The sequence below is a fragment of the Christensenella sp. KGMB01412 genome (assembly GCF_055522415.1).
Map to the genome: position 1 here is coordinate 49,844 of NZ_JBVFVW010000006.1, position 23,597 is coordinate 73,440.

Annotated in this window: 24 protein-coding genes; 1 reads left to right on the forward strand and 23 read right to left on the reverse strand. The window is 49.6% G+C overall.

The features are described 5' to 3' along the window. Positions 1 to 5: 5 nt before the first annotated feature. From ACS5WU_RS10475 to fliK, 6 genes are all read right to left on the reverse strand, one after another. Positions 6 to 455, reverse strand: coding sequence for a YaaR family protein (locus tag ACS5WU_RS10475; protein WP_046443821.1), 450 nt, complete (start codon positions 453 to 455; stop codon positions 6 to 8). A 12-nt stretch (positions 456 to 467) separates the two neighbouring features. After that, positions 468 to 902 (reverse strand): hypothetical protein, encoded by a 435-nt coding sequence (locus ACS5WU_RS10480; RefSeq protein ID WP_131924812.1) that lies wholly within the window; start codon positions 900 to 902, stop codon positions 468 to 470. Next, positions 868 to 1,272, reverse strand: coding sequence for a flagellar export chaperone FliS (fliS, locus tag ACS5WU_RS10485; RefSeq protein WP_302761469.1), 405 nt, complete (start codon positions 1,270 to 1,272; stop codon positions 868 to 870). The genes ACS5WU_RS10480 and fliS overlap by 35 nt, the downstream gene beginning before the upstream one ends. Before the next feature lie 59 nt (positions 1,273 to 1,331). Next, entirely contained in the window at positions 1,332 to 3,650 is a 2,319-nt protein-coding gene (gene fliD, locus ACS5WU_RS10490; RefSeq protein WP_320606850.1) for a flagellar filament capping protein FliD, read from the reverse strand. Between the two features lie 94 nt (positions 3,651 to 3,744). Then, complete coding sequence (locus ACS5WU_RS10495) at positions 3,745 to 4,686, reverse strand: hypothetical protein (protein WP_302760140.1); 942 nt, start codon at positions 4,684 to 4,686, stop codon at positions 3,745 to 3,747. Between the two features lie 21 nt (positions 4,687 to 4,707). Continuing rightward, positions 4,708 to 6,411 carry a flagellar hook-length control protein FliK gene (gene fliK / locus ACS5WU_RS10500; protein ID WP_302760141.1) on the reverse strand — a complete coding sequence of 568 codons (1,704 nt, stop codon included), beginning with the start codon at positions 6,409 to 6,411 and terminating at the stop codon, positions 4,708 to 4,710. Positions 6,412 to 6,516: 105 nt separating this feature from the next. On the opposite strand from fliK, the gene ACS5WU_RS10505 reads away from it, so the two are divergent. Further along, positions 6,517 to 6,807, forward strand: coding sequence for an EscU/YscU/HrcU family type III secretion system export apparatus switch protein (locus ACS5WU_RS10505; protein WP_046443817.1), 291 nt, complete (start codon positions 6,517 to 6,519; stop codon positions 6,805 to 6,807). 5 nt (positions 6,808 to 6,812) lie between these two features. Here ACS5WU_RS10505 and ACS5WU_RS10510 read toward each other — a convergent pair whose 3' ends face one another. The 17 genes from ACS5WU_RS10510 to ACS5WU_RS10590 form a co-directional block, all read right to left on the reverse strand. Next, positions 6,813 to 7,886: a protein-glutamate methylesterase/protein-glutamine glutaminase gene (locus ACS5WU_RS10510; protein WP_320606849.1), complete on the reverse strand. Its 1,074-nt coding sequence runs from the start codon at positions 7,884 to 7,886 to the stop codon at positions 6,813 to 6,815. 21 nt (positions 7,887 to 7,907) lie between these two features. Then, positions 7,908 to 9,101, reverse strand: a complete 1,194-nt coding sequence (gene fliY, locus ACS5WU_RS10515; protein WP_052740490.1) for a flagellar motor switch phosphatase FliY — start codon at positions 9,099 to 9,101, stop codon at positions 7,908 to 7,910. Next, on the reverse strand, positions 9,094 to 10,089 hold the full coding sequence (fliM, locus tag ACS5WU_RS10520) for a flagellar motor switch protein FliM (protein ID WP_046443814.1): 996 nt from the start codon (positions 10,087 to 10,089) through the stop codon (positions 9,094 to 9,096). The genes fliY and fliM overlap by 8 nt, the downstream gene beginning before the upstream one ends. 152 nt (positions 10,090 to 10,241) lie before the next feature. Further along, the gene (locus tag ACS5WU_RS10525) at positions 10,242 to 10,667 is read right to left on the reverse strand and encodes a flagellar basal body-associated FliL family protein (protein ID WP_302760142.1); all 426 of its coding nucleotides are present in this window, start codon (positions 10,665 to 10,667) and stop codon (positions 10,242 to 10,244) included. Between the two features lie 50 nt (positions 10,668 to 10,717). After that, positions 10,718 to 11,527: an OmpA/MotB family protein gene (locus ACS5WU_RS10530; protein WP_046443812.1), complete on the reverse strand. Its 810-nt coding sequence runs from the start codon at positions 11,525 to 11,527 to the stop codon at positions 10,718 to 10,720. Further along, the gene (locus ACS5WU_RS10535) at positions 11,524 to 12,339 is read right to left on the reverse strand and encodes a motility protein A (RefSeq protein WP_302760143.1); all 816 of its coding nucleotides are present in this window, start codon (positions 12,337 to 12,339) and stop codon (positions 11,524 to 11,526) included. The genes ACS5WU_RS10530 and ACS5WU_RS10535 overlap by 4 nt, the downstream gene beginning before the upstream one ends. 43 nt (positions 12,340 to 12,382) lie before the next feature. Further along, complete coding sequence (locus tag ACS5WU_RS10540) at positions 12,383 to 12,607, reverse strand: flagellar FlbD family protein (protein ID WP_046442877.1); 225 nt, start codon at positions 12,605 to 12,607, stop codon at positions 12,383 to 12,385. A gap of 11 nt (positions 12,608 to 12,618) precedes the next feature. Further along, on the reverse strand, positions 12,619 to 13,893 hold the full coding sequence (locus tag ACS5WU_RS10545) for a flagellar hook protein FlgE (protein ID WP_046442878.1): 1,275 nt from the start codon (positions 13,891 to 13,893) through the stop codon (positions 12,619 to 12,621). A gap of 136 nt (positions 13,894 to 14,029) precedes the next feature. Then, positions 14,030 to 14,701: a flagellar hook capping FlgD N-terminal domain-containing protein gene (locus ACS5WU_RS10550; RefSeq protein WP_082674821.1), complete on the reverse strand. Its 672-nt coding sequence runs from the start codon at positions 14,699 to 14,701 to the stop codon at positions 14,030 to 14,032. Between the two features lie 44 nt (positions 14,702 to 14,745). Then, positions 14,746 to 15,951: a flagellar hook-length control protein FliK gene (locus ACS5WU_RS10555; protein WP_302760144.1), complete on the reverse strand. Its 1,206-nt coding sequence runs from the start codon at positions 15,949 to 15,951 to the stop codon at positions 14,746 to 14,748. A gap of 43 nt (positions 15,952 to 15,994) precedes the next feature. Continuing rightward, positions 15,995 to 16,561: a MotE family protein gene (locus ACS5WU_RS10560; protein ID WP_131924818.1), complete on the reverse strand. Its 567-nt coding sequence runs from the start codon at positions 16,559 to 16,561 to the stop codon at positions 15,995 to 15,997. Positions 16,562 to 16,586: 25 nt separating this feature from the next. Next, positions 16,587 to 17,033, reverse strand: coding sequence for a flagellar export protein FliJ (fliJ, locus tag ACS5WU_RS10565; RefSeq protein WP_046442881.1), 447 nt, complete (start codon positions 17,031 to 17,033; stop codon positions 16,587 to 16,589). 4 nt (positions 17,034 to 17,037) lie between these two features. Continuing rightward, complete coding sequence (gene fliI / locus ACS5WU_RS10570) at positions 17,038 to 18,363, reverse strand: flagellar protein export ATPase FliI (protein WP_302760145.1); 1,326 nt, start codon at positions 18,361 to 18,363, stop codon at positions 17,038 to 17,040. A 2-nt stretch (positions 18,364 to 18,365) separates the two neighbouring features. Continuing rightward, positions 18,366 to 19,115, reverse strand: a complete 750-nt coding sequence (locus tag ACS5WU_RS10575) for a FliH/SctL family protein (protein WP_059109087.1) — start codon at positions 19,113 to 19,115, stop codon at positions 18,366 to 18,368. Continuing rightward, positions 19,108 to 20,100, reverse strand: a complete 993-nt coding sequence (fliG, locus tag ACS5WU_RS10580; RefSeq protein WP_046442936.1) for a flagellar motor switch protein FliG — start codon at positions 20,098 to 20,100, stop codon at positions 19,108 to 19,110. The genes ACS5WU_RS10575 and fliG overlap by 8 nt, the downstream gene beginning before the upstream one ends. Positions 20,101 to 20,126: 26 nt before the next feature. Then, the gene (fliF, locus tag ACS5WU_RS10585) at positions 20,127 to 21,794 is read right to left on the reverse strand and encodes a flagellar basal-body MS-ring/collar protein FliF (RefSeq protein ID WP_330379188.1); all 1,668 of its coding nucleotides are present in this window, start codon (positions 21,792 to 21,794) and stop codon (positions 20,127 to 20,129) included. Positions 21,795 to 21,815: 21 nt separating this feature from the next. Next, positions 21,816 to 23,576 carry a methyl-accepting chemotaxis protein gene (locus tag ACS5WU_RS10590; protein WP_052740331.1) on the reverse strand — a complete coding sequence of 587 codons (1,761 nt, stop codon included), beginning with the start codon at positions 23,574 to 23,576 and terminating at the stop codon, positions 21,816 to 21,818. Between the last annotated feature and the right edge of the window lie 21 nt (positions 23,577 to 23,597).

Here is a 23,597-nt window from a genome sequence, read left to right on the forward strand (position 1 = left end):
CTCTTCTATAAAAACATATCCACCAACAAGCCGCGTATGTCGTCGATGTCATCCAAAAAGCTGATATTCTCCTTTTCCTGCTCAAGCAGTTTTTTTGTCATACCGTCCAGCTTTCCATTTACCGTTTTGATCATGGCAAATATCTTGCTGCGCCCATTCACGCCAAATTTGCTTTCCTTGCAGAATGCAAACCCATTGCTCACGGTTTCATTGATCAGTCTGGTAATCATCTCCCTGTATTTTTGCAGCTCGCCCATATCTGCGCGCTGCCCAAGCTTTGTTCCCTGTTTCTCAATGTCGGCAACCAGCTGGCTGACGTGCTTCATATATGCGGAATTGGTTTCCTTTGTCATCTGGCTCCGGAAAACCAGTTCCCCATCCAGCGGATTTGAAATTTCCGCATCGTTTCTGGCAATGGTCTCCATCGACAGGCTGTTGATTGTCTGAACCTTCATCTTTTCCCTTTGCTATTTGAGCGGCACTTGCTCATCAGGCATCTCCACTTCCTGCATTTGTTTGTTATACGCGTCTATCGTCCTGATAGACCTGGTTGTCTCACGCATCTGCTTCATTTGCTGTTGCATGATCTCTGAAAGCCGTTTTTTGTTGGCGTCCTCTGCCTTTTCAATTTTTTCGAGCAGCTGCCCGTAAAGCCACCTGTGCTTTTGCACTTCCTGGCCTGCATCTCCATCGTCCGTGCGTAAATTCAAGCCCTGTATCTTCCGAATGATTTCCGCACGTTCATCGAGCTTTTTCTCCACATCGCCGGGCTCGTCAACCTCCCCGGTCAAAAGCGTCGAAATTTCCTCTGTCAGCTTTAAAAAATCCTGCAAAAGTGCAGTTGCCGCTTTCCATGCGGCTTCATCATTATTCCGCTCCGCTTTCACTGAACACATCTCCATCCACGCTTCCTTTTGCTTCTCCCCATGCCTCGCAGAGGGATGTCAGCATTCCGATTACAGGATCAATTCGTTCCATATCCCTCGTAAGGCCCGCCTGGACGATCTCGTCTATCATAAACTGATAAAGCTCGAGCAGGTCCTTTGATACGTCAAACCTCAAATCAAGGCTCCTTACAAGCTCTAAAATGATGTTCTCCGCTTTTTCAAAGCATTCCAGTATTTTGCCGGACTCATTGTTTTCCTGTAATATCTTTGCCAGTTTCAGCTGTTTAATACAGCCTTCATATAACATAATGACCAAATCAATCGGACTGGCCGTGGTTACAGATTCCTGTTTATACCTGTTTTGCAGGTTTGCAGTTGCGTACAAAGCTGTTTCCTCCTACTATTTTCGTAATTGCCACGCAGTTTTTATCCGCCAAATTGCGCTTACGATCTTCCAAGCTGTGAATTGAGCGACGATATCTGCTGCGTCAGCCAGGTGCTTTGCTGTTGATACTGTGACATCAACGTCTCCATCGTTGCAAATTTATTGTATAGCGCCTCCTGCTGTTCATACATCTTCTTCAGCTGGTCGCTCATTTTTGTTTCCGTATCGCTGATCTGCTGGTTGGTATTTTTCAGGTTCGTGCTGCGAATCGTACTCCTTGCATCAGACAGTTGGTCGAAAAAACGGGAAATAAGGCCTGACTGCGCGTGTTCAACCTTGCTGTCCGTAGCCGTTGAGGTAGCCGCCATAACGTTTGCGACCGCATCCGGATCCTTTTTCATCATTTCCCGGAATTTATCCTCGTCAAATTCAAGCTGCCCGCCATACTTTTCCTTGCTGTAAGCAATCGTGGAAATCCCGAGGTCATGGGCCGAAAGCCCTGTATCCCCTACCGCCTCAAAAAGGCTTGTCCTCATGCCGAACAGAAGGTTATTGACCACGCTGTCGTTCCTCAATATGCCCTGTTTTGCCTTTTCATCCCACTGCTTCAGGTCATCTTCAGACAAGTCGGCACGTGCGGACTGGGAAAGCGGCGAATAATCATAATCAATCTCTTCTGTAATCTGTTCGTAAAGGGACTGGACAAGCTTGTTGTAATCTTCTACAAATTTCTTGACCTTATCAACCACCTTATCGATATCCTGCTCCACCGAGAAAGAAGCCGGGCCAAGCTCCGCCACCTTCGGATCTGAAGAGTCAAACGCCGTTTTGAGCGTGAACTCCATTCCATCGAGCACGAAGGAATTGGAGGATTGTGTGATGGTTTCCCCGTCGATTTCAATCGTCGCGTCTGTTCCGCGCGAGCTTGCTTCAGCCGTCCCAAAAAAGGAATCAGCGCCGCCAAATGCGTTCGCGCCGTCTTTATTTGCGACGGTTACCGTTGCATCGCGCCCTGTTTCACTACTGGTGAAAACAAACGAATCTGTAATCTGGCTGTAAGTAAGCTTTGCTTTCGCCTCTTCGTTTCCGTTCACTTTATTGATCATTGTCTGCAGCGTATCGGTAGTGTTGAAAGAAAAATCCACTCCGTTTACAGTGAAACTGAATTTGCCTTCCGAATCAAGCTGCAGGTCAATGCCCATTTTTGCCGCGGCTGTCGCAATGGTGTCTGTTCCGCGGTCAATGGTTTGATATTTTGTCGTTGTATCTTCCTTGATGCCCGTAAGGCCATCATTCCCGAAGAAATTTCCCGTCTTATTGGATACGGAAACCTCCGTACCCGTTCCTGTCACATCGCTGCGCAGCATAAACTGATCCTTCTCCTGGTCGTAGGTCATCGTAACCTTGGCGTCCGTATTGTCATTTACAGTCTGCAACACGGATTTTAGCGTATCTGACCGTTCAAAGGTAAAGGTTTCTCCATTGATTTCAAAGCTTATTTTCCCACTGGCATCAAATCCCAGGTCCTTACCGGTCGCCGTAGCGATCTCCCCGAGCGTCATATCCTCATTGATCAGGCTTTTGGCTTTAATTGTGGTATCCGTAATTCCAAACGCCCCGTTTTTGCCAAATACTTCAGGGCCGGCGGAATTTGCGAATACAAGCGCTGTTTTTTCGCCCTTTACCGTGCTTTCAAAATGAATCTGTCCTCCCACAACCGACATTTTTGCCTTGGCGGACGGATTTCCACTCACCGAATCCAGCACATCCGTCATTTTCTCGTCCTGGTCAAACACAAACGTCTGTCCATTGACAGAGAAGGAAAGCTTATCGCCCGAGCTTGAAAAATTGAATACTTTGGTTCCGTCTTCATAGGTAAGCTCGCTTAACTTTTGGTCCTGCCAGTCCGCTCCAAGCTTTTTTGTGCCTGAAACCGATGCAAGCGAATTCGAATTTGCCGTTCCCGTAAGCCCCGCAACCCTGTTCCTGTACTTCGCCCCATTCACCGTCGCATATTCCGCCAGCGTGGTTTTTGTAATTTTATGGTTTGAAATCGTGGCGTTTGCCGTGCCTTTGATGTCAAAATATGAACTGTATTTATCTGAAATACTGATTTTATAAGCCTTGTATACATTCGTAGAGAATATATTATCCGCGCTTGTCTGGCTCATATATTTATTGCTGAATTCCAAAAGCTTCGTATTAATGTCCGTATATGCGTCCCGTTTCCATTCCAGCTTCGTTTTGCTCTGATACATACGGTCAAGCTTTGCCTGCTCCGATTTCATCGCTTTTTCAATCAACGAGTCGGTATCCATTCCAGAGATGAGTCCGGTAATCCTCGACGTGGAATAAGAACTGATTGGATTTGTTGCCATAATTCATACTTCCTTTCAAAACATTTCGTTTGGTAAACAAACGGTCTTACACTGTTTATATCGTATTGTTTGCCAAAAACTTTAATGCTTTTCTTCAAATATGCACAAAATAGTCGATTTGTGACATCGTATTATTGCTATATGCGTCGGAGCAATATCCGTTGCGAATCAACTGCCTGCCCGCCTGTGCGATCGCGACTCCACGCGTTTGGTCGTAAGTTCCGTCTGCGGATGGCCTCACCACCTGCAGGTGTCCGTGCCCCGAAGGATTTTTCCACGATGTTACCGCGGGCATCCCTGCGTTCGCATATTGCTGCGCTTCCTCAGCGGTTGCTTTTCTCCATCCATAAGCGGCTCCATTACCGTTCAGCCAGTCGTTCACGCCGTTCGCATCAAGCTCTTTCGCATTCGCGCCTGCCGAGGCCATAGGCACGCCCGTCGCCGCATTGATAAAATGGGGTATCTCCGCCCCCATCGCGCGCGTCACATCCCACGCAAAAATATTGCAGTATGTATCTCCTGTACCGTTTTTATTGACACGGTAGCGTTCATTCGTTTCCACTCCAAACTGATCGATCACGCTTTCGTACGCCTGTGCGCTGCGTTCTCCGACATGGTTGGTAAGCGATGGATTGGACGGCAGCCAGGACGAGCTTGGTATTCCTTGCTGCGCTGCATTCTGGTAAGAATCCACAAAATAATGCTGGCATTGCGACGTCGTCCCCGTGCTGCCGGTAAGGTTCGTGTTTCCGCTTTTCTGCTGCGATAACAAAATCATCATTAACATAAGCATCATACTGCTGTCAGAGCCGCCCATTCCGCCAAGCATGGAAGAAGAGCCGCCCATTCCGCCAAGAAGCCCGCTCATAGAGCTGCCTGATGAGGAAGAATCAGCAAAGCCCCCGATTGATCCGGCCTGCGAGCCCATGTAACTGCTCAGAAGCTCAAGAAACATATTGTTGTTTGAGCCGCTTTGCGACGTACCCGTGGCCGTGCCGTTATACAAATTTGAATTGATTCCATTGATCGTAGACATTTTCTCCTCCGTTATAAGGACTCAAATCCTGATATCGATTCCTTCCACCCGTGCTGCTGGCGCTTCTGCTCCAAGCGCTTGCGTCGCGTTGAGCGGCGTTACAGGCGTTTTGATCCGGCATACGCTGATCCCGCCAATTTTAAAGTCGCTTTCTTTCAGCTCGCCGGCTAGCTGCTCTGCGGCTTCCTGTAAAAATCGTTCCACGCGTTCGTTCTCCACCCTTAGCTCAACCATAAGCTCCCCGCTTTCCGTCCTGAGCACAGACTCCACCCTTCCCATATATTGGGTTTCCAGGGCAATCAACACCGTCATACGGGTGCGCTCACCCTCCTGTTTTCCACGGTTGCGTTCAAACACATATAGCTCTGCAGTGTTCTTATTCCCACCGGTTTCAAAGGGTATCTGGCAATAATAAAAATGATTCAGCTCTGCGCCGATTTTAATCTGCGAGGACATTTCTCCCGCTTTTTGCGTGAGATACCCCCCTTCGCCCGTCAGCCTTGCCGCGTTCTCCCTTACATTCTCCGCGAGCGCCTGTTGCCCTTTAAGCGCCTGCTGCAACACTGCCGCATTTTCCGCATCCTGCCTGACCGGTGTGAAAAATTTCTCCAGCGCTTGGATGATCTGTTTTGCTTCCTGTACAGCCTGACCGTTGCCGCCTTGTATCTGTACCGGCTGTTCCTGTAAAGGAACCCCCTGTCCGGTAGCTGCCGCTGTTTCTCTTCCTGCGGCGCTTCCCTGTGTCTGCCTGTCTGTTCTTCCCGCAGGCTGCTCCTGTCCTTCCGCAATCTGTTGCTTCTGGATGCCGGCCTGTTCCTGTGGCGCGGCTTCGCTTGCAGGCATTTGAGCCTCGCTCGCTGCCTGTGTGTGTTTTGCGGTCTCGTAGGCTCCAACCAGAATCGCGCTCAGGGCTGCTTTCTGCTCCTGCGGCACCTGCACAGCCGCTGTAAATTTTTGTATTGCGGCTACCGCCTGTCCTTCTTCAAGACCGGAAAGCTGCTGTGCCAAAGCGCGCAGCGCTTCCGGTGCAATGCTTTTCGTTGCTGCCTGCCCTTCCTGAGCCGAAACACGGTTCAAAAAAGATTCTATAAAATCAGGCTTTTCCTCCACAGTTTGCCCGCTTGTTATCATTTGCTCGAGAATATTGCTCAGCTCCTGTGCAGTATCGCCAATGGGCTGCGGCTGTGAAAACCATCTCTGCAAAGTCTCAACGTTCTGCCTTGTAACCGGCACCTCGTTTTCCGCCATGAAAAACGCCACCGCCGCCTCAAGCAACGGAAACTGCTCCGCTATTTTCAGCAGCGTGCTGATTTTTGCCGCTGTCGGAAATACATTCCTGTCCAGCAAAAACTGGGCTGCCTTTGTATTGCTTTCCGAGGGCTGCACCCCCATGTTCATCAGGTATACCTGCATTTCGTTCGCTTCCAGATTCACCGTCTGCCCATTGATTGCCGTAAGGCGGAGCTGCGTCCGGCCTTCGCCCTTTGTTACAAGCGTCAGCTCTAAAACGTCACCGGGCACAATCCCTGAATCTTTGGGGAAATCCGCCTGAACCAAATCGCCGGTTGCGGTCTTAAGCGTCAGCTTTCCTTCAGAAACTTCCACAACCTGCGCCTGTGTGCTCTGCCCGGGAGCAAGGCGCTCAAATGCAGACAATCCGCCGCCAATTCCTGGCTTATTCCCGTTTCCCACAGGAGAAACCTGCATCATACCCGATATCTGCATTTGTAATCCCTTTCTTACGCAAAAGCGCTAATCATTTGCCAAATCCCTTCGATAAACTATAAAGGGATTTATACGTTTTCCCAATCAACCGATACGGAGTACCAGATGAAAACCAATTCAAAACCGGGCTCACAGGCCGCAGCCTTAAAATACGATCCTGAGCGTGACAACGCTCCAATTATTTCTGCCCTCGGCACCGGCTATGTCGCTGAAAAAATCATTGAGTCCGCCGAGGAACACAACATTCCCATCGTTGAGGATAAATCCCTTTCGGACGTTCTGGTAAAGCTGTCCGTCGGCGATGCGATCCCTCCCAAGCTGTACGAGGCCGTCGCGCAGATACTGGTGTTCCTGAGCCAGAAGGACAGCGAGTTCCATTCCAGAATCAAACCATAGCGGCTTTATTTTTTGACGTTTCCCGCAACCAGGTAATTCATCAACGCAGGAGCAATCTCCTCGAGCGGCTCTTGCTTTGTTACGGCGCCTAATTTTTTCGCGACCATCGGCATACCGTATACGACGCATGTCGCTTCATCCTGACCAATCGTAAATGCGCCCTTATTTTTCATTTCGAGCAATCCCTGCGCGCCATCCGCGCCCATTCCCGTGAGCAAAATCCCCACCGTGCTCTGATCTGCAAATTTAGCGACCGACTGGAACATCACATCCACCGACGGACAGTGCCCGTTGACCTTATCCCCCGCCCGGCAATGCAATACCATATCGTTTCCGCTTTTTGTAACCGTGAGGTGTTTGTCTCCCGGGGCAATATACACCCATCCGGGTTTTACAACATCGTTATCCGCGGCTTCCTTGACCGAAACGGCACATTCTTTATCCAGCCTCTGTGCGTACATATTGGTAAAAACCGGCGGCATGTGCTGCGTTACAACCATTCCCGGAATATTTTTAGGAAGTCTCCGCAAAATAACGCTCGTCGCTTCCGTTCCTCCTGTCGAAGCCCCAAGCGCAATCAGTCCGTGGGGATTACCCACAGTCACTCCCGGAGCTACATTTACCGTTTTTGTATTTGCGGCAGGCTTAGCCGGCCTTTGGAATCGTTTCATGGAAGCTTTGGATGCAATTACAATTTTGGCTGCAATTTCCTGGGTAAACGATTCGAGACATCCTTTTTGGCCGGCGGATGGCTTCGCGACAAAATCAACCGCACCCGCACGCATCGCTTCAAAAACAATGCCCGATACGGAGCTTACCACCACAACCGGCATCGGCCTTTGCGGCATCATAATCTTTAAAAAATCAATGCCGCTCATTTTTGGCATCTCAACGTCCAGCGTCATAACATCCGGTTTCAGGGCAAGTATTTTATCCTTTGCGTCAAATGGGTTTTCCGCAGTGCCCACAACCTGTATTTTAGGATGATTGATCAGCGAATTTGCGATTGCCGTCCTGTAAAATACGGAATCATCCACAATGAGCAGCTTTATTTTATTTTCGTTGCCGATAGCTTTCAAAGAGTTCTACCCCATTTCCGCTCAAATCAAATCGTTTGCATTTGGCATATTAATTTCCGTAATGCGGATTCCATAATTATCGTCAATGACAACTACCTCGCCCTTGCCGATACACTTTCCATTCACAAGGATGTCCACCATGTCCCCGGCTATTCTGTCCAGGACGATCACCGATCCGATATTAAAATCAAGAATATCCCTGATCTTTTTATGTGTTTTACCAAGCTCCACAGTTACGTTCATCGGAACGTCCATAATCATCTCGATATTGTCCAGCGACGGTATCTGCGGGTTCCCGGATATATTATTAAAGCTTGGAAATTGCGGTTCCGATACCCGTATGTTCTGCCGTTCCCGGATTACATTATTTTCCGGAGCGTTGTACGCCGGCTGCATATCTCCTTGCGGCTGCACATATTCGGCGGCAGGCTGCGGGTTGCTTTGCGGCTGCGCCTGCTGTGCAGGCGTCGCCGGTACTTGCGCAGCGGGCACAGAAGTCAATGGCTCTTCCGTCATTCCCGTGTCCTCCTGCATTTGACGCCAAACGCTGTCCGCCGTACTCTTTGCAAATTCCACCGGTATAATCTGCATAATCTCGCTCGTAAGCAAATCTTCGATTTCCATTTTAAAGCTGATCTTTACAAGCGGGCTTTCCGGATCCGCAAAGGAGTCCGACACTACGCCGCTGTCCATCACCAGCCGTCTGGTGGTCGGTGTGGAAATATTCACCAGCTTGTGCAGGATATCTGCGAGCGCCGTCGCCGAAGATCCGACCATCTGATTCATGATCTCCCCCATAGCGCTCATATGTATCTCTGTAAGCTCAATATGATCGGGATCCACTTCCTCCTCATCGCCAAGCATCAGATTTGTTATCAGCGCTACGTCATATTCTTTTAAAATCAGTAAATTATTTCCCTCAAGCCCCTCGGTATACTGCACCTCGGAAACCACAAGCGGCACAGGATACTCCCTGCTCAGGGAATCGAGCGTGTGGATCGATATCATCGGCGTTGTGATTCCTACTTTTCGTCCAAGAAGCGTAGACATTGTAGTGGCTGAGGTGCCCATACAGATATTGCCGATTTCGCCAAGCAGATCCTGTTCATTTTTTGTCAGATAATCATCCGTTAACAGGTCCGGCCCCTCACTCACCTGCCCTGCCTCTACGAGCATCTGCTCAATCTGGTCCTGGTCTAAAACTTCATTACTCAATGTTCTCATTCTCCTTGATAATCTTTGCTACCTGTACTGCATATTTATGATTTTCCGTACCGATCACACCCATAAATTTGGGAATCGATTCAACGCTTACATTAATCCCGTCCCTGATTCCATGATCCAGGCAGATAACGTCCCCCACCTGCATACCGATAATTTCAGAAAGAGGCGCCTTTGTTTCGTTAAAGGTGGCCTGCAGCGTCACATAAGTATTGTTAAGCTGCTCCTCCAGTGTTTTTTGCTTGCTTTCCTTTGCTTCCGTCACAGTATCGGCGAGCGTCCAGTTTACGGTATTCAGTTCCTTTGCCACCGGCTGGATCGAAAAATGCGGGATACAAAAGGATATGATTCCTTCAATCTCGTCCAGCTTCGTATTCATCGTAACAATAGCCGCCGGTTCATTCATAGCCGCGATCTGCGTAAACTGCGAGCTGTTTTCAATGCTTGTCAGGATGGGGTGCACATCCACGATCTTCTCCCACGCTTCCTTGAGCACGCCAATCATCTGGTGCAGAATATTTTCCACAATAGACATTTCGATTTCCGTAAACGATTTTTCGTTTTGCGAATAATCCGCCGCACCGCCAAACAACCTGCTGATCAGCGCATAGACGAGCGTTGAAGAAAGCTCTACAAGGATCGAACCCTGAAACGGCTTCATATCGATCACCCCAAGCACAACGGGCGAGGGAAGCGAATTATTGAATTCGCCAAAGCTTTGTTCCTCCACCGACACGACCTCCACCGTACAAACCGTGTGCAGGAGCCCTGTCAGTTTATTGGCAAACAGATACGCGAAGCTGTCATATACGACATTAAGGGTTCGCATCTGCTCCTTATAAAATTTATTTGCAGTTCGAAAATCATAGATTCGCACGCTGTTTGAATGATCGTTCGTTTCGTCGCCAAGCGAAAGGTCCTCCCCTGCGTTCAGCGCATTCAGCAGCTCGTCTATTTCATTTTGCGATAATACATTCGCCAATTAGCTTCCTCCTAAAGACTATTGCAGTTTCTGAAATTGTGGCGCATGCAACATTTGCATAAAACTGCTACGCAACAACATTTCCATGCGCACAGCGTGCGCTATGAATTGTTTGTATGCTGTAAAATATATAAGTAATGGCCTTTTTCTGGCTACTGTATAACGAAATCACTGATAAAAACCTGCACCAGGTCAGTAAGCTGTAACTCCTCCTGAATTGCAGCCGTCATTTCCTGCTCCAGTTGGTCGATTGCCCCCGGAGTGCGGAGGTCTTCTTCATTATGCGAGCGCAGCACCTTTACAATTTCGTTTCTGATTACCGCTACATTCGTTTCCAGGAAAGTAGTCTGATCCTTACCTGAAAGCGCAAGCGAGGTACTGGTTTTGCACAGCGCAGTGCTGTCTACAATATTTGTTACGAAATATTCACCGGGAACATAGTAATAAATTTCTTCATAATTGGTTCCTGTCGTGCCCTGATCCGTCTCGTCTTTATTCGCAAAAAAGTTAAAATATACAAAGAATGCCGCTGCAACTACAATTACCACAATTATGATCGGTACAATTTTCTTCTTCATCTTTTCCTGTATCCTTTGCTGTTATCGTTTTCCAATACCTCTATGCCCGTTTATTTGTCAGGCGGGGCGTTCATGCTCTGCACAATGAACTTGACGCGCCGGTTCTTCTGCCGGTTTTCTTCCGTATCATTTGGGGCGACGGGATCCTGATCCGCCCTCCCCGTCGTGTAAAACTTGTCATCCGTCAGATCGCTGTGCTCCGTCATATACCGCTTTACTTCATTCGCACGTTCGGAAGAGAGCGACCAGTTGTCCTTGAACTGCGTTGTGTTTTTGATGGGCGTACTGTCCGTGTGGCCCTGTACCGTAATCGCCCTGACGCTGTTTTGCGAATTTGCGATCATAGTTGCGACATTATTCAGAATATTCTCGGCATTCTCATCCCTGATATCGGCCTTTAGTTCGTCGAACAAAATTCCGTCCAGAACCGTAATATAGATATATTCCCCTTCCTTTTCCAACGCAATCGTGTTTTGCAGGCCGTTATCATTTACATACTGCTGGAGCTGCTCATACAGGTCATTAAATACCGCCGCAAGCTCCTGGTCGTATTCGTTCTCTTCAGGATTGTCATTACTGGCCTTATCTTCTTCCGTCTTATCCCGCGGCGTAACCTTTGGAATATAGTCGCTGGGCGCAAACCCCGATGTGGGGTTTAAGGGATCAATCGGCTCCACGATCGACGCAGCCGGTTCCCCGGTAAACGATTCCACAATACGAATCCATTTCGATTCACTCATCTGGGAAGATGCAAACAGCATAACGAAAAACGTCAAAAGCAGCGTCACAAAGTCACCATAGGTGTCCATCCAGTTTGCGCCGTCTGACTCGCGCTTTTTCTTCTGCCTTTTATCGCTCATTTGCCGTCATCTCCCGCTTCTTCCTCTTCTGTGGCGGTTTCCGGCTTCTTTTTCCCGCCGTTAAGGTCCGCGTCCGCAATGAAAGCATTGAGTTTATCCTCGATGACGCGTGGATTTTCACCATCCTGAATTGAAAGGATGCCTTCGATGATAATATCTTTGCAGACCTGCTCTTCCTGGTTTTTTGCACGTAATTGCGACGCAATCGGATTGAACACAAGATTTGCAAAAAGCACGCCGTACAGCGTCGTGATCAGCGCCAGAGACATAGAAGGCCCGATGGTGTCCATGTCGCCGGTCAGGTTTTTAAGCATATTGATCAGTCCAATCAGCGTACCAACCATTCCAAATGCGGGAGCTGCTTTTGATCCCGTTTCAAAAATCGAAATATAGTTGGAATGCCGCTCGTCCATAAAATACGACTCTGTCTCCATCATGCTTTTGACAAGCTCCGGATCAGTACCGTCAAGAATCAGCATCACACCGTTTTTGATAAACGGATCATTGATATCGGCAAGCTTATCCTCCAGTGCCAGCAGTCCGTTTTTTCGCGCGATATTCGCCATCTCAATAATTTCCGCAACCTGCCTGGAATAATCGGTATCGCTTTTTTTGATCGCAATTTTGATCAGCGTCGGTATTTTTTTCATATCCGCCATCGGATATGCTGCAATAATAGCTCCGATCGTACCGCCCGCAACGATTGCAAAAGATCCAAGATCCAGAAAATTTCCAACCGAGCCACCGTTGGTCATACCGATTGCCGCTGTTACAAATCCTATAACGATGCCTAAAATAATCGTAATGTTCAAGCCTATACACCTCTTGCCAGTCCTGTGTTTGTTCTAAGGTCTGCTACCCTTCCTGTTCCAAATTCTTCGCCACTACCCTGGGCAAACCCAAATAGATCCTTTGTTTGTACTCCACGATTTCATCTACAATTTCGGACGGCTTCTCCAGCACCAGGATTTTTTTTCCTGATGCCAGAGTAATCAGCGTGTCCGGAATGGTTTCGATCAAATCAATGGCTTCCGCGTTTACCATAAAGTGTTCGCCACTTATTTTAGAAACCTCAATCATACTTTATTCCTTTACCGTTTCAGGTTTACCAGTTCCTCCAGCATGGAATCCGTGGTGGTTATGATCCTTGAGTTCGCCTGAAATCCCCTTTGCGTGGTGATCATATTGACCATCTCCTCTGAAAGGTCTACGTTTGACATTTCAAGGGACGAAGGCGTGATGCTGCCCGTGCCGCCCGCGCCCGCGAGGTTATAGGATACGCGGCCCGTATTCGCAGTAGATGCGTAGAGGTTCGTCGCGACCTTTTCAAGGCCCTCCACATTTGGGAAGTTAGCAAGCGCCACATACCCAAGCACTACTTTTTCTCCCTTTGCCATCGTCTGTGCGCCGGGAATCGGCTGTCCGTCAGGGCCAATCGGAATCCCTTCCTTCTTGAGCTGTGCAATCACCGCTCCTTCCTCGTTGATCGTTACGTTTTCATACACGTCCTGGTCAATGATGATATCCCCAAGGCGGTTTCCCGCAGTAAACGTATCGTTGTTCTTTACCTCAACGCGCATATTGTCAATCACTGTGCTGAGATCTGAATAAACAGACGTGTTGAAATCTCCTGCGGCCACGTTTGCAAGGGCGTTAAACTCAAGCTTTCCGAAACCTGTATCAAGATGGTAGGTATCTCCCGCGGTCAATGCTGTCGCATCCGTTCCGTCCGCCGCCTTGATTTTCAGGTTGCTCTGCAGGATACCGTTTTTGTACATATTGACGGTTCCGTCCGCCTGCGCCTCAAACGTATAACTTCCGGCAGGCTGTGATTTTGCCGTTGCCGCATCCGGCGTCCATTTGAAGGTGTCATATTTCCCTGCAACCTGCGTATCGTTGGTTATGCCCACCGTAGTCGATGCGTCCCCGGCCGTGCCCTGCTGATAGATCGCGTTATATCCCTGAACAAAATATCCGCTGGGGCTTACGAGGCTGCCGTTGCTTGAAACAGACAGGTTGCCCGCACGCGAATACCGCTCTCCCGCGCCGGTACGAAGCACAAAATATCCGTCCCCGCTGATTGCAAGGTCCAGCGTATTTCCTGTATACTGCGCCGCGCCCGGGGTATGCTTGATTACGATCGAATTAACGTTTACGCCAAGCCCTACCTGCTGTGCATTAATACCGCCCTGCGTTGCCGAAGGTGCGGACGCCGGCGTTACCGTCTCGCTGTAAAGGTCAGCGAAATTTGCGGCGCTTTTCTTAAAACCAAGTGTGTTTACATTTGCAATATTGTTACCAATTACATCCATTCGAGTCTGGTGTGTCTTCAAACCAGTTACGCCCGAAAAAAGTGCTCTCATCATAATGAGCTGCCTCCTTAGTATGCTGTCTCTATGTCAATTATTGTTGTATCCATCATTATTATCCCTGCCATCATTGCAAATAATGTGGTACCTGCTGTACTTCCATATATCCGTCACATCCGTATGCGTCAGTCTATTAACTGATTTTTGTGATATATGAAACAGGGACTTCCTCTCCCTTAACGGTATTTCCATCCGCATCCACCGTATCCTTGAGCTTCGCGTAGAGTTCACCCGTGTTCTTGATCGTGATATACTCTACCTCGCCCTTTACGGTTACCTTTTGAGGTGTGATTGCGCCTGTGGCTTCATCCTTCACATCTTTTACGATCGTTGCTTCGACCGTTTTGCCGATCAGGTTCGCCGCCTGCGAAGTAAGCGCATTGGAATCCATTCCATTGTCGTACGTCGCCGTTACCGCACTGAGCGGCACATAGAAATCGCCAACCATCAGGTATTCCTTGCCTCCCTGGCTGGCTACCCCGCCTACCTTTCCGTAGACCTGCTGCTGCGTGCCGTTTTCATCCGTCACATTCCCAAGGATATATTTGCCGATCAGGGAATATGCCTGTGAGCTTGAAAACGACTGGTTCAAATTCTGCATTTGTGTCAATGAATTAAATTGAGCCATTTGTGCGATAAAGTCCGTATCCTCCATCGGCTGGAGCGGATCCTGGTTTGCGAGCTGTACTGCAATCAGCTGCAAAAATTCCTGTTCCCCAAGCTCGCTTGAAGGCGTTCTCTTGTTCGCGTTTACGGGACCGTTCGTGCCGCCCGTCGTTGGTGTTACTGCACTCGTATTTGCCATAATTACTCAAACAATCCTTTCAAAATTACTGTTTTCTTGCGTTTCTAAGCACTAAATTCCACAGAACCTCCCTGCTCTGCAAGTACATCGTAATAAGACAGATTGTCGTAAAACGCTGTTGCACTCTCGATGCTTTCCTGCGCCCCTCCGTGGCCGCCTCCCTTTGTTTCGTTCCATTGCCGCGATCCGCTGTTATCCTTGGAAGCAGAATCCGTCATCTGACCGTAGATCACTTCCATCTGAACCACATTGATGCCCTTATCCCGCAATGCTTCCTGCATTGCCGTCATATCGCTTTGCATCACCTGCTGCACATCTTTGCTTGAAGTCATCAGCTTTGCCACAATACCTTTATCCTCTGCCGAAAGCAGAATCGAAAGTCCACCCAAATGCTCCGGCTTCAACTGCAGGAAAAATTCCGTTTTTTCCTTTGTTACCGTGCTCTTGATTTGGTCAATCAGCTTTGGCAGCAATTCTTCCTTTTGCTGCACCTGTTGGTACTCCGGCTGCTGCTCTCCTGCAAGCTGGAACTCGACCTTGCCTTCTTTTGTGACGTTTGCGGTCATTGGAGACTGCAATGCAGTTTTTTCACCGCCGCCCTGTTTTTCTTTGCTGCGGGCTTCTTCGCTTTCTCCTGAAACCGTTTCCTCAGGCTGCAATGCCGGGACGGCAAATGTTTGATCTGTTTTTCCGGAGCCGCCTGCTTGCTGTCGTACAATCGCGTCCGCTTCACTCAGCGCCTGCCGTACAAACGGCTCCGCCTCGCGGTCTACCAAAACCGCAGCCTGCTCAGGCTCGCTGCTCGCTTTCTCCGGTTGCTTTCCAACCGCTGCATTCGCCTGACCGTCCAACACGTCAACCGCTTCCTGCAAAACAGGTTGTGTCTGCTGCGGCAACGGTCCAGTCCGGTCCACTGCTTCAGCAGCAGGCATTGGCGTTGACTCCACCGTTTGCGCGTCCTGCGCCGGTATGCTTTCCAGCGGCAACGCTACGGCTGCTGCAACAAGGCCCGCCTGACCGGCGTCGGGTTGCTTCTCTTCAGGTTCCGCTTTTTCACCGGGCGCCTTTTGCACGACGTCAGCTTCCGTTTCTTCCGGCTCCTGAGCTGCAACGGAATCATCTTTTACGGTTTCCGCTTTCGAGCTGTTGGCCTTATCGAGCTCCTGTGCAAATCCATCGTCTGTTTTTCCGTTTTCCGGAACGGTCGCAGTGTTCACTACAAGCTCCGTCACGTTTGTTATCTTCATCATCCTTTCTCACCTCCTTTCCTCACTTCTTTTATTTCAATGAGAATCATTGATTCATTTGCTGCGCCACGCTGCCCGCCTTTGCGGAATCCATAGCGCCCAGGATTTCAGCTGCTTTTTTCTGGTCCATCGCGCCCAGTACGCTTGCAATCCACTGGTCGCTGGCGACATTGTTAAAAATCCCTGCCGCCGCGTTCTTGTCCATATTTTCAAAAACGGAGGCAACCTCTTTGCCGGACGCTCCCTGTGTCGAGGTGCTCTTTGCGGCCTCCTGCGTCGTAAGCGCCGCTTCCCGCTCGTTTAACTGCTTTTCCCTGGTAACAAGTTCCTGCTGCTTTTGCTCAAGCTCCTGTTTCCCCTGCTCGTACGCCGTCTTTTCGCTCAGCATCATTTCGTATTGCGAATCCTGGGAAATAAAAAACGAAATAACCTTTGTTTTCACGCCAAGAAGGTTAAAATAGTACATCGCGCCGCCACCCGCTATCAGGATGACCACAATAATCGCTGCTACGGCTTTCCCGCTCAGCTTTTTCTTTTTGCCTTTCGGCCCCTCTTCCTGCGGTATTCCCTGTATTCTGTTATTTTCCTGCGCCGCTGCACGACTGTTATTCACCGCCACGTCTTTCTCCGTTCCCCGTTTAAATCGCCAGTGTTTCCGCTTTTGCCTGCATGAAGTCTTCTATGAGCTTATCATTATCCTTCTGGATCTCCGCCTTATATTCCTCAAGCTGCTCCTCGCGCATCCGTTCGAGCACCTTCTGCTCGTTCATCAGGCGCGCAAGCTGCTTCCTGCATTCCTCTATTTTTATATTGCAGTCCGCAATTTCGCGGTCTTTCCTGCTCATTTCAACGCTCAGGTACTGGAAATATTCCCCAAACATTTTTACTTCCGTCATACTCATTCCAGTCTTGCATTTCCTGCAATAAACCGCTTGTTGTCCATCGTAGGTTTGCTGCATGTCCACCCGCTGCGTTTGCAGTCCGGTCATCACCTTGTCAAGCCCCTTCAGTTCAACCCTTTTCTGGTTTTCCTCCGACTGCTTTACGTCGTATAGCTTATGTAGTGTAAACACAAATTTTTTCATCGCATTACTCCATCGTGCCTGCCGTTATCTCCCGCAGCCTGTCAATCGTTTCCTCAAATGTGGAACCTTCCCCAATCTCCTGCTTCAAAAATCCAAGAATCGGTTCGTGCAGGTTGATTGCCGTATCGATCCTTGGGTTTGCCCCCTGCTTGTAAGCTCCAATACTGATCAGGTCCTGCACCGCATTGTATTCCGACATCATGTTCTTGACATACCCCGCCATCTTCCGGTGCTCCGGTGTAACGATATCCGTCATCAGCCTGCTCACGCTCGCCAGTATATCAATCGCCGGATACTGGTTGTTGTTGGCGAGCTTTCTGGAAAGTACAAAGTGTCCGTCCAGAATGCCCCGCACCGTATCCGAAATCGGTTCGTTGAGGTCGTCGCCTTCTACAAGTACCGTGTAAATTCCCGTAATACTGCCCTTTTTTGACGTACCCGACCGCTCCAAAAGCTTTGGCAGCATCGAATATACGGAAGGCGGGAACCCACGCGATACCGGCGGCTCGCCCACCGTCATTCCAATTTCGCGCTGCGCCATAGCAAAACGCGTCAGGGAATCCATCATCAGCATCACCTTATATCCCATATCGCGGAAATATTCGGCGATCGCTGTTCCTACAAGCGCGGATTTCAAACGGAGCAAGGCGGGCTGATCCGAGGTTGCCACTACCAGTACAGACTTTTTGAGCCCCTCTTCCTTCAGGTCCTTTTCCATAAAATCAAGGACTTCCCTGCCACGTTCTCCCACGAGAGTAATTACGTTGATATCCGCGCTTGCGCGCCGCGCTATCATTCCCAGCAGGGTGCTTTTCCCGACGCCGCTTCCCGCGAATATCCCTATCCTCTGCCCCTGCCCCATGGTAAGAAGTCCGTCAATCGCCCGTACGCCAAGAGGCAGAATTTCCTTAATGCGTACCCGCTCAAGCGGATTGGGCGGCATATTCTCAACCGGATAATGCCCGTCTGTCACGACGGGGCCTTTTCCGTCCATCGGCCTTCCGAGTGCGTCAAGCACTCTTCCCCTCAAGCCTTCTCCTACCGCCACCTTATATTCGGTGCCTGTTGCAACCACTTTATTTCCCGCGCCGATGCCCGAAACATTTCCAAAGGGCATCAGCACCACATTCTCATCCTTAAATCCAACCACCTCGGCCAGAACCTCTTCGCCGCCGCTGTGTGGAAATATTTTGCAGATATCCCCCATTTTGACCATAGGGCCTTTGGACTCTATCGTCATGCCGACTACCTTTTTTACGGTGCCGCTCATCTCCAAAAGATTCGCGTGGTCGATCACCTGCTTCAATTTTTTGATTCTGTCTTCCAGCATTTTCAGCCTACTTCACGCAGCGCGTATCCCATTCTCTTAAGTTGCGTCCTTACGCCGGAACGTATTGTCCCGTACTCTGTTTCGATTACGCAGTCTCCCTTTTGCAGGGATAAATCCTGCTTTACCGTAATTCCGGAATTTCTCAGCTCTGTCACATATTCTTCTTCTTTTGCAAACAGATACTCATATTCGTGCTTGCTGACCTTTAAAATCATATCGCTATCGCTTTGTACCCTGGAAAGCGTATCGCTAAGTACATTCAGGAAGGCTTCCTCAGACTGGTCAAGCTTCTGCTTTACGATGTGCTCCGCAATGTAAAGGCTGATATCGAGCACGCTCTCCTCAACCCCGTCCATCATCTGCTCCTTTGCACGCACAAGCGTCATCAACGCCTGCTCCGCGGCTTCCTTTTCCTTCTGTCGTTCCGTCGCCGCAGCTTCCGCCGCGCCGGAAAGCCCGTCCTGATATCCCTGGGCCTGGGCGTCCCTGCGTATTTGTTCAGCCTGCTCCTGCGCCCCCGCGATGATCAGTTCCGCCTGTTTCTTTGCCTTTTGTATTTCAGCCTCAAGCCGCGCAAGTTCGTTTTGTTTTTTCTCTGCCGGGGAAGCGTCCGGTTCTTCCCGTTCCTGCGTTATTTCTTCCTCCTGAGAAGTGGAAACCAACTCCACGAGGTCCTCCAGCTTTGGCAGTTCAACCATCTCTGCCGAATATGTATCCTCTGCCGTCAGGGAATGCTTATCAATCCTAAACAATGAGTTCTTCCTCCGCTCCGCCTCTTGCAATCTCGATCTCGCCCGCATCTTCGAGCTTCCTGATCGCATTTACAATCGTCTGCTGCGCCTGCTCTACATCGCGTACGCGTACAGGTCCCATGTATTCCATATTTTCCACAATCATATCGTGCAGGCGCTTGGAGATATTCGCGAAAATCTTCTCTGCGATTTCCTCGCTCGCTCCCTTGAGCGCCATGGTGAGAACATCGTTGTCGATCTCTTTGAGCGTTTTTTGCAGATCCACGTCCGTAAGCTTGACAATATCCTCAAATACAAACATCTTCCGGTGGATTTCGTCGGCAAGCTCGGGATTATCCATCTCAATTTTGTCGAGTATGCTTTTCTCCGTACTCCTGTCGATTGCGTTAAGCATCTCAACAATCGTATCCACGCCGCCAACTGAGGTGTTCTCTTCCTGCCCGATACTGCTGATTTTGTATTCCAGTATCTTTTCTGCTTCCCGGATATATTCCATGGAAACAACGCTCATATTCGCGATCCGCTCAACGACCTTCGCCTGGTTTTCTTCAGGCAGCAGCGCCAGAATGTTTGCAGACTTTTCCGGTTCCAAATAGGAAAGGATCAGCGCAATGGTCTGCGGATGCTCGTTCTGGATAAAATTACTGACCTGCGTTGGATCGGCGCGTCTTACAAAGTCAAACGGCCTTACCTGCAATGCTGCCGAAAGCTTGCCGATCAACTCGTCCGCCCTGTCCCCGCCAACCGCTTTTACAAGAACGTCGCGCGCATAATCGATCCCGCCTTCCGAAATATATTTTTGTGTGACGCAAAGATCGTAAAATTCCGATATCACTTCATCGCGCGTTTCCTTGTCAAAGGCGCGCAAGCCTGTAATGCTCAGCGTCAACTGCTCTATTTCATCATCGGTCAGGTGTTTATATATTTTTGAGGAAAAGTCTTTCCCCAGAGCCACCATGAGGATCGCCGCTTTTTCCTTGGGCATCAAATTTTCAGTCAAAGCAATCCCCCCTAAAAGTCGTCAGAAAGCCAGTTGCGCAAAAGCTGTGCAATCGCGTCCGGATCTTTGTCAACCAGTCCCTGTATCTGTCCGAGCGTATTGTCATCCTTTTTGAGCAGCTCCTCAACCGACAGTTCGTCATCCACGGCAACATCGATATGCTGCCCTGTCGTATCCCCGCTCCATTCCTGCATTCTCTGCTCTTCAAGCTCCTGCTCGCGCCTTTTTCTCCTGTTCGACATAATCACGAGCAGGAGAATCAGGATTCCTGCAACGATTGCAATCGGCGGAATCAGCGTTTGAAGCATCTCACTGCGCTGCTGCTGTTCCATTGCCGCGGCTTGTTCCTCCAACGCCTGCTGGTAGAGCGTATTTTGCGTAAAAGGCATGCTGGATACAGTGATTTTATCTTCCGATACGCCAATCGCCGTAGCAATCTGCTGGCGCACCTGCGGCAGCACATCGGCGATAGAGTCGTCCCCGTTTATGATGAGGGTTGCTGAAAGTTCCGTAATGTCCCCCTGCGCCTCTTCAATCTGCTGGCTGATTTCGTTCACTTCGGCGTTGACCTCATTTACCGTCTGGTAATAGGTGCTGTCCTGCGCCGCATCATCTATCTCCTGATAGGTTGGCGCTCCTCCGTTCGGATCCTGTCCCGGTTCCCCTTCAGGCGTTGTACCGCCATTTTGCAGCCGTTCTTCCGTCTGCTTCATGCTGGTGATAATTCCCATATTTTCCGCATCATTTGTGGGAGGCGTCAGAGTCAGGGAATTTGTCGTCGTCTTATCAAAATTCAACGTAACGTTGACGCTTGCAGAGAGATTTTCCGGCCCAAACACCGGCGAAAGCAGATTGACAATCTGCTGCTCCAGGTCGCTTGCAACCTTCTGCTGCAGATTTACCTGCGTATCCACCTGGTTCACACCACTTGAAGCCGAACCCGATCCATAAGAGTGCATATTCTGGTCAACAACCGAAATATTTTCCTCCGTAAGCGATGGAACCGATTTTGTTACAATCGCACGGATCGCATCCACATCGCTCTGGGAAAGCATATCCGAGCTTGATTTCAACACAACCATGACGGCAGCCGTAGAGTTTGGATTGGAGTCGTCCGACAGTACAAACCCGCTTTTGTCCGCAAGGGAAAGCAAAACCGTGCTGCTCTTGATCTTATCCATCTGATTGATGATCAGCGACAGGTTTTGCTGGAGCTGCGCCTGCTCGTAATAAGCCTTGTCCTTATCTGTAGAACCAAACGCTCCGGCATTTGTGGAATACAGGTCGTAATCGAGCGTATCGCCCGCGGGTATCCCCTGAGCCTGAAGCTTGTACTTCAACTCGTCCCTTTGGCCTTTGGGCACCATCAGAGTGCCCCCCGGAAGAGATTTTACATCAATCCCCATTGTTTCGAGTTCGGTCACCACGGTTCCGGCTTCCTCATCGTTAAGACCTGTAAACAATGTCTCGTATTCCACCTGATTAGCCATTGTAACGACAACGCATAACGCAACTATGGTGAGTGCGATCACTGCAATAATCAGTATTTTCTGTGATTTTTTTGTCTTTTGCCACGATGCGAGCATTTTCTTGCCCATATCTGCGAATGCGTTATTCAGCGGAATTTCCTCCTTCGTTGTCCTGCCTTCAAAGCGATTATCCGGCCTATAAGGCCGGATATTTCAACCCCTCAGCCTGCCTTAATACTTTTCTCCGGAGAAATCCATGGAATCGTCCATTCCATCAGAATAGCTCCCGCTGTCGTACATATTGATCGAATCAACCGACTGGTTTTTAAGCCTGAACCGGCTTACCATCTGCTTCATCATATCTGCCTGGCCGGAAAGCTCCTGACTTGCGGCAGCGCTTTGCTGGGCTGTCGCAGAATTTGTCTGAACAACAGTAGAAATCTGCTCTACGCCCTGGTTTACTTCGCCGATTGCGCGCGCCTGCTCGTCTGACGAATTTGCGATATCGTCGATGTTCTGGCTGATCTTCACAGAGCTTTCCACAATACTCTTGAGTACGTCGGCCGTATCCAGCGCATTCTTGTTTCCAATCTGTACCTTCTGCACAGAACCTTCAATAAGCGCAGATGTTTCCTTTGCCGCCTCCGCGCTCTTTGTCGCCAGATTCCTGACTTCGTCCGCAACGACCGCGAAGCCCATTCCCGCGCTTCCTGCACGTGCCGCCTCAACCGCTGCGTTCAGTGCAAGAATATTCGTCTGGAAGGAAATATCGTCGATCACCTTGATAATCTTGGCAATCTCCGAAGAGCTTTTGTCAATCGCATCCATAGATTCCAGCATTCCCTGCATATGGACATTGCATGCCCCCACCTGATCGGCTGTTTCCTTAATCAGGCCCTGTGTTTCCTTTGCGTTATCCGCATTGCGCTGTACCTGGTCGGAAATCTGGTTGATCGAAGCAGAGAGCTCCTGTACGGAGCTTGACTGCTCCGTAGCGCCCTGTGCGAGCGCCTGTGCGCCCCTTGACACCTCGTTTGAACCGATCGCAACCTGCCCTGCGGACTGATCCATAGATTCAAAGGTTGCGTTCAGGGAAAGTATCATCTTATTGAGCGATTCTCCGATTTGCGTAAAATCACCCAGATAGTTTTCTTTTGTCTCAACCGCGAGGTTGCCATCCGCCATTTCGCTCAGCACGTCGGAAATCTCGCCGATATAGCTTTTCAGTGTGCCGACCATAGAGTTGATATTGCCGGAAAGCGTGCCGAGTTCGTCATTCGAGCTGTATCCGACTCCCACGTCCAGATTGCCTTTGGCAATTTCCGTCGTCGCATTCGCACATTCCTCGATTGGTTTGCGGATGCTTCTCGTAATCGCGATCGCAAGGAGCATCGCAACGACAACCTCGACGACGATCAGAGCAATGATCGCAATCAGGACGACAAACGCCATTTGGTCGGCATCCGCCTTGAAGGTGGACGCTTCCGTATTGATCGTATCCTGCATCTGGTTGATCACCCCGAGCGCCTTATCGAGTAGCGGCGTAAACTGGTTGCTCATCATCTGCAGCGCGGACTGCGTATCGCCTTTGCTTTGTGATTCCAGCATCTGGTTGATAAGCGGAGCCGCTTCCCCGACGATCGATTCAAAGCTGTCGACCGTAGAAGCCGCCTCCGGATAGATTTCTTTTAATTTGGCGGACGCCGCCATCATCTCAGTGTTCTTGCTTTCGACCATTTTTTTGACGTCCTCGAGCTGCGCCTGGTCTGACGTCATCATTGCGCCGTAAATATATTGCGTCGCCTGGTTGATGTCCACCTTGATCGTGGCGATCTCCTGCTGCGCGGCATACGGCCCATCATACAGTCCGTTGATTTTCCCGCTCATCATATTCGATCCGATGATCGAAACAGCGCCCAGTATGATCGTCAGGATAATCGCAATCAGGAAGCCGAAGAGCACCCTCGTTCCAACCTTCATCTTCTTTAGCATCTTATTTGTCCTCCCACTTTA

Bases quoted from the DNA above. Each gene is read 5' to 3' on its own strand.
- ACS5WU_RS10475 (WP_046443821.1), bottom strand. From the start codon at position 455: ATGAAGGTTCAGACAATCAACAGCCTGTCGATGGAGACCATTGCCAGA.
- ACS5WU_RS10480 (WP_131924812.1), bottom strand. From the start codon at position 902: ATGGAGATGTGTTCAGTGAAAGCGGAGCGGAATAATGATGAAGCCGCA.
- fliD (WP_320606850.1), bottom strand. From the start codon at position 3,650: ATGGCAACAAATCCAATCAGTTCTTATTCCACGTCGAGGATTACCGGA.
- ACS5WU_RS10495 (WP_302760140.1), bottom strand. From the start codon at position 4,686: ATGTCTACGATCAATGGAATCAATTCAAATTTGTATAACGGCACGGCC.
- fliK (WP_302760141.1), bottom strand. From the start codon at position 6,411: ATGCAGATATCGGGTATGATGCAGGTTTCTCCTGTGGGAAACGGGAAT.
- ACS5WU_RS10505 (WP_046443817.1), top strand. From the start codon at position 6,517: ATGAAAACCAATTCAAAACCGGGCTCACAGGCCGCAGCCTTAAAATAC.
- ACS5WU_RS10525 (WP_302760142.1), bottom strand. From the start codon at position 10,667: ATGAAGAAGAAAATTGTACCGATCATAATTGTGGTAATTGTAGTTGCA.
- ACS5WU_RS10530 (WP_046443812.1), bottom strand. From the start codon at position 11,527: ATGAGCGATAAAAGGCAGAAGAAAAAGCGCGAGTCAGACGGCGCAAAC.
- ACS5WU_RS10540 (WP_046442877.1), bottom strand. From the start codon at position 12,607: ATGATTGAGGTTTCTAAAATAAGTGGCGAACACTTTATGGTAAACGCG.
- ACS5WU_RS10545 (WP_046442878.1), bottom strand. From the start codon at position 13,893: ATGATGAGAGCACTTTTTTCGGGCGTAACTGGTTTGAAGACACACCAG.
- ACS5WU_RS10550 (WP_082674821.1), bottom strand. From the start codon at position 14,701: ATGGCAAATACGAGTGCAGTAACACCAACGACGGGCGGCACGAACGGT.
- ACS5WU_RS10555 (WP_302760144.1), bottom strand. From the start codon at position 15,951: ATGATGAAGATAACAAACGTGACGGAGCTTGTAGTGAACACTGCGACC.
- fliJ (WP_046442881.1), bottom strand. From the start codon at position 17,033: ATGAAAAAATTTGTGTTTACACTACATAAGCTATACGACGTAAAGCAG.
- fliI (WP_302760145.1), bottom strand. From the start codon at position 18,363: ATGCTGGAAGACAGAATCAAAAAATTGAAGCAGGTGATCGACCACGCG.
- fliG (WP_046442936.1), bottom strand. From the start codon at position 20,100: ATGCCCAAGGAAAAAGCGGCGATCCTCATGGTGGCTCTGGGGAAAGAC.
- ACS5WU_RS10590 (WP_052740331.1), bottom strand. From the start codon at position 23,576: ATGCTAAAGAAGATGAAGGTTGGAACGAGGGTGCTCTTCGGCTTCCTG.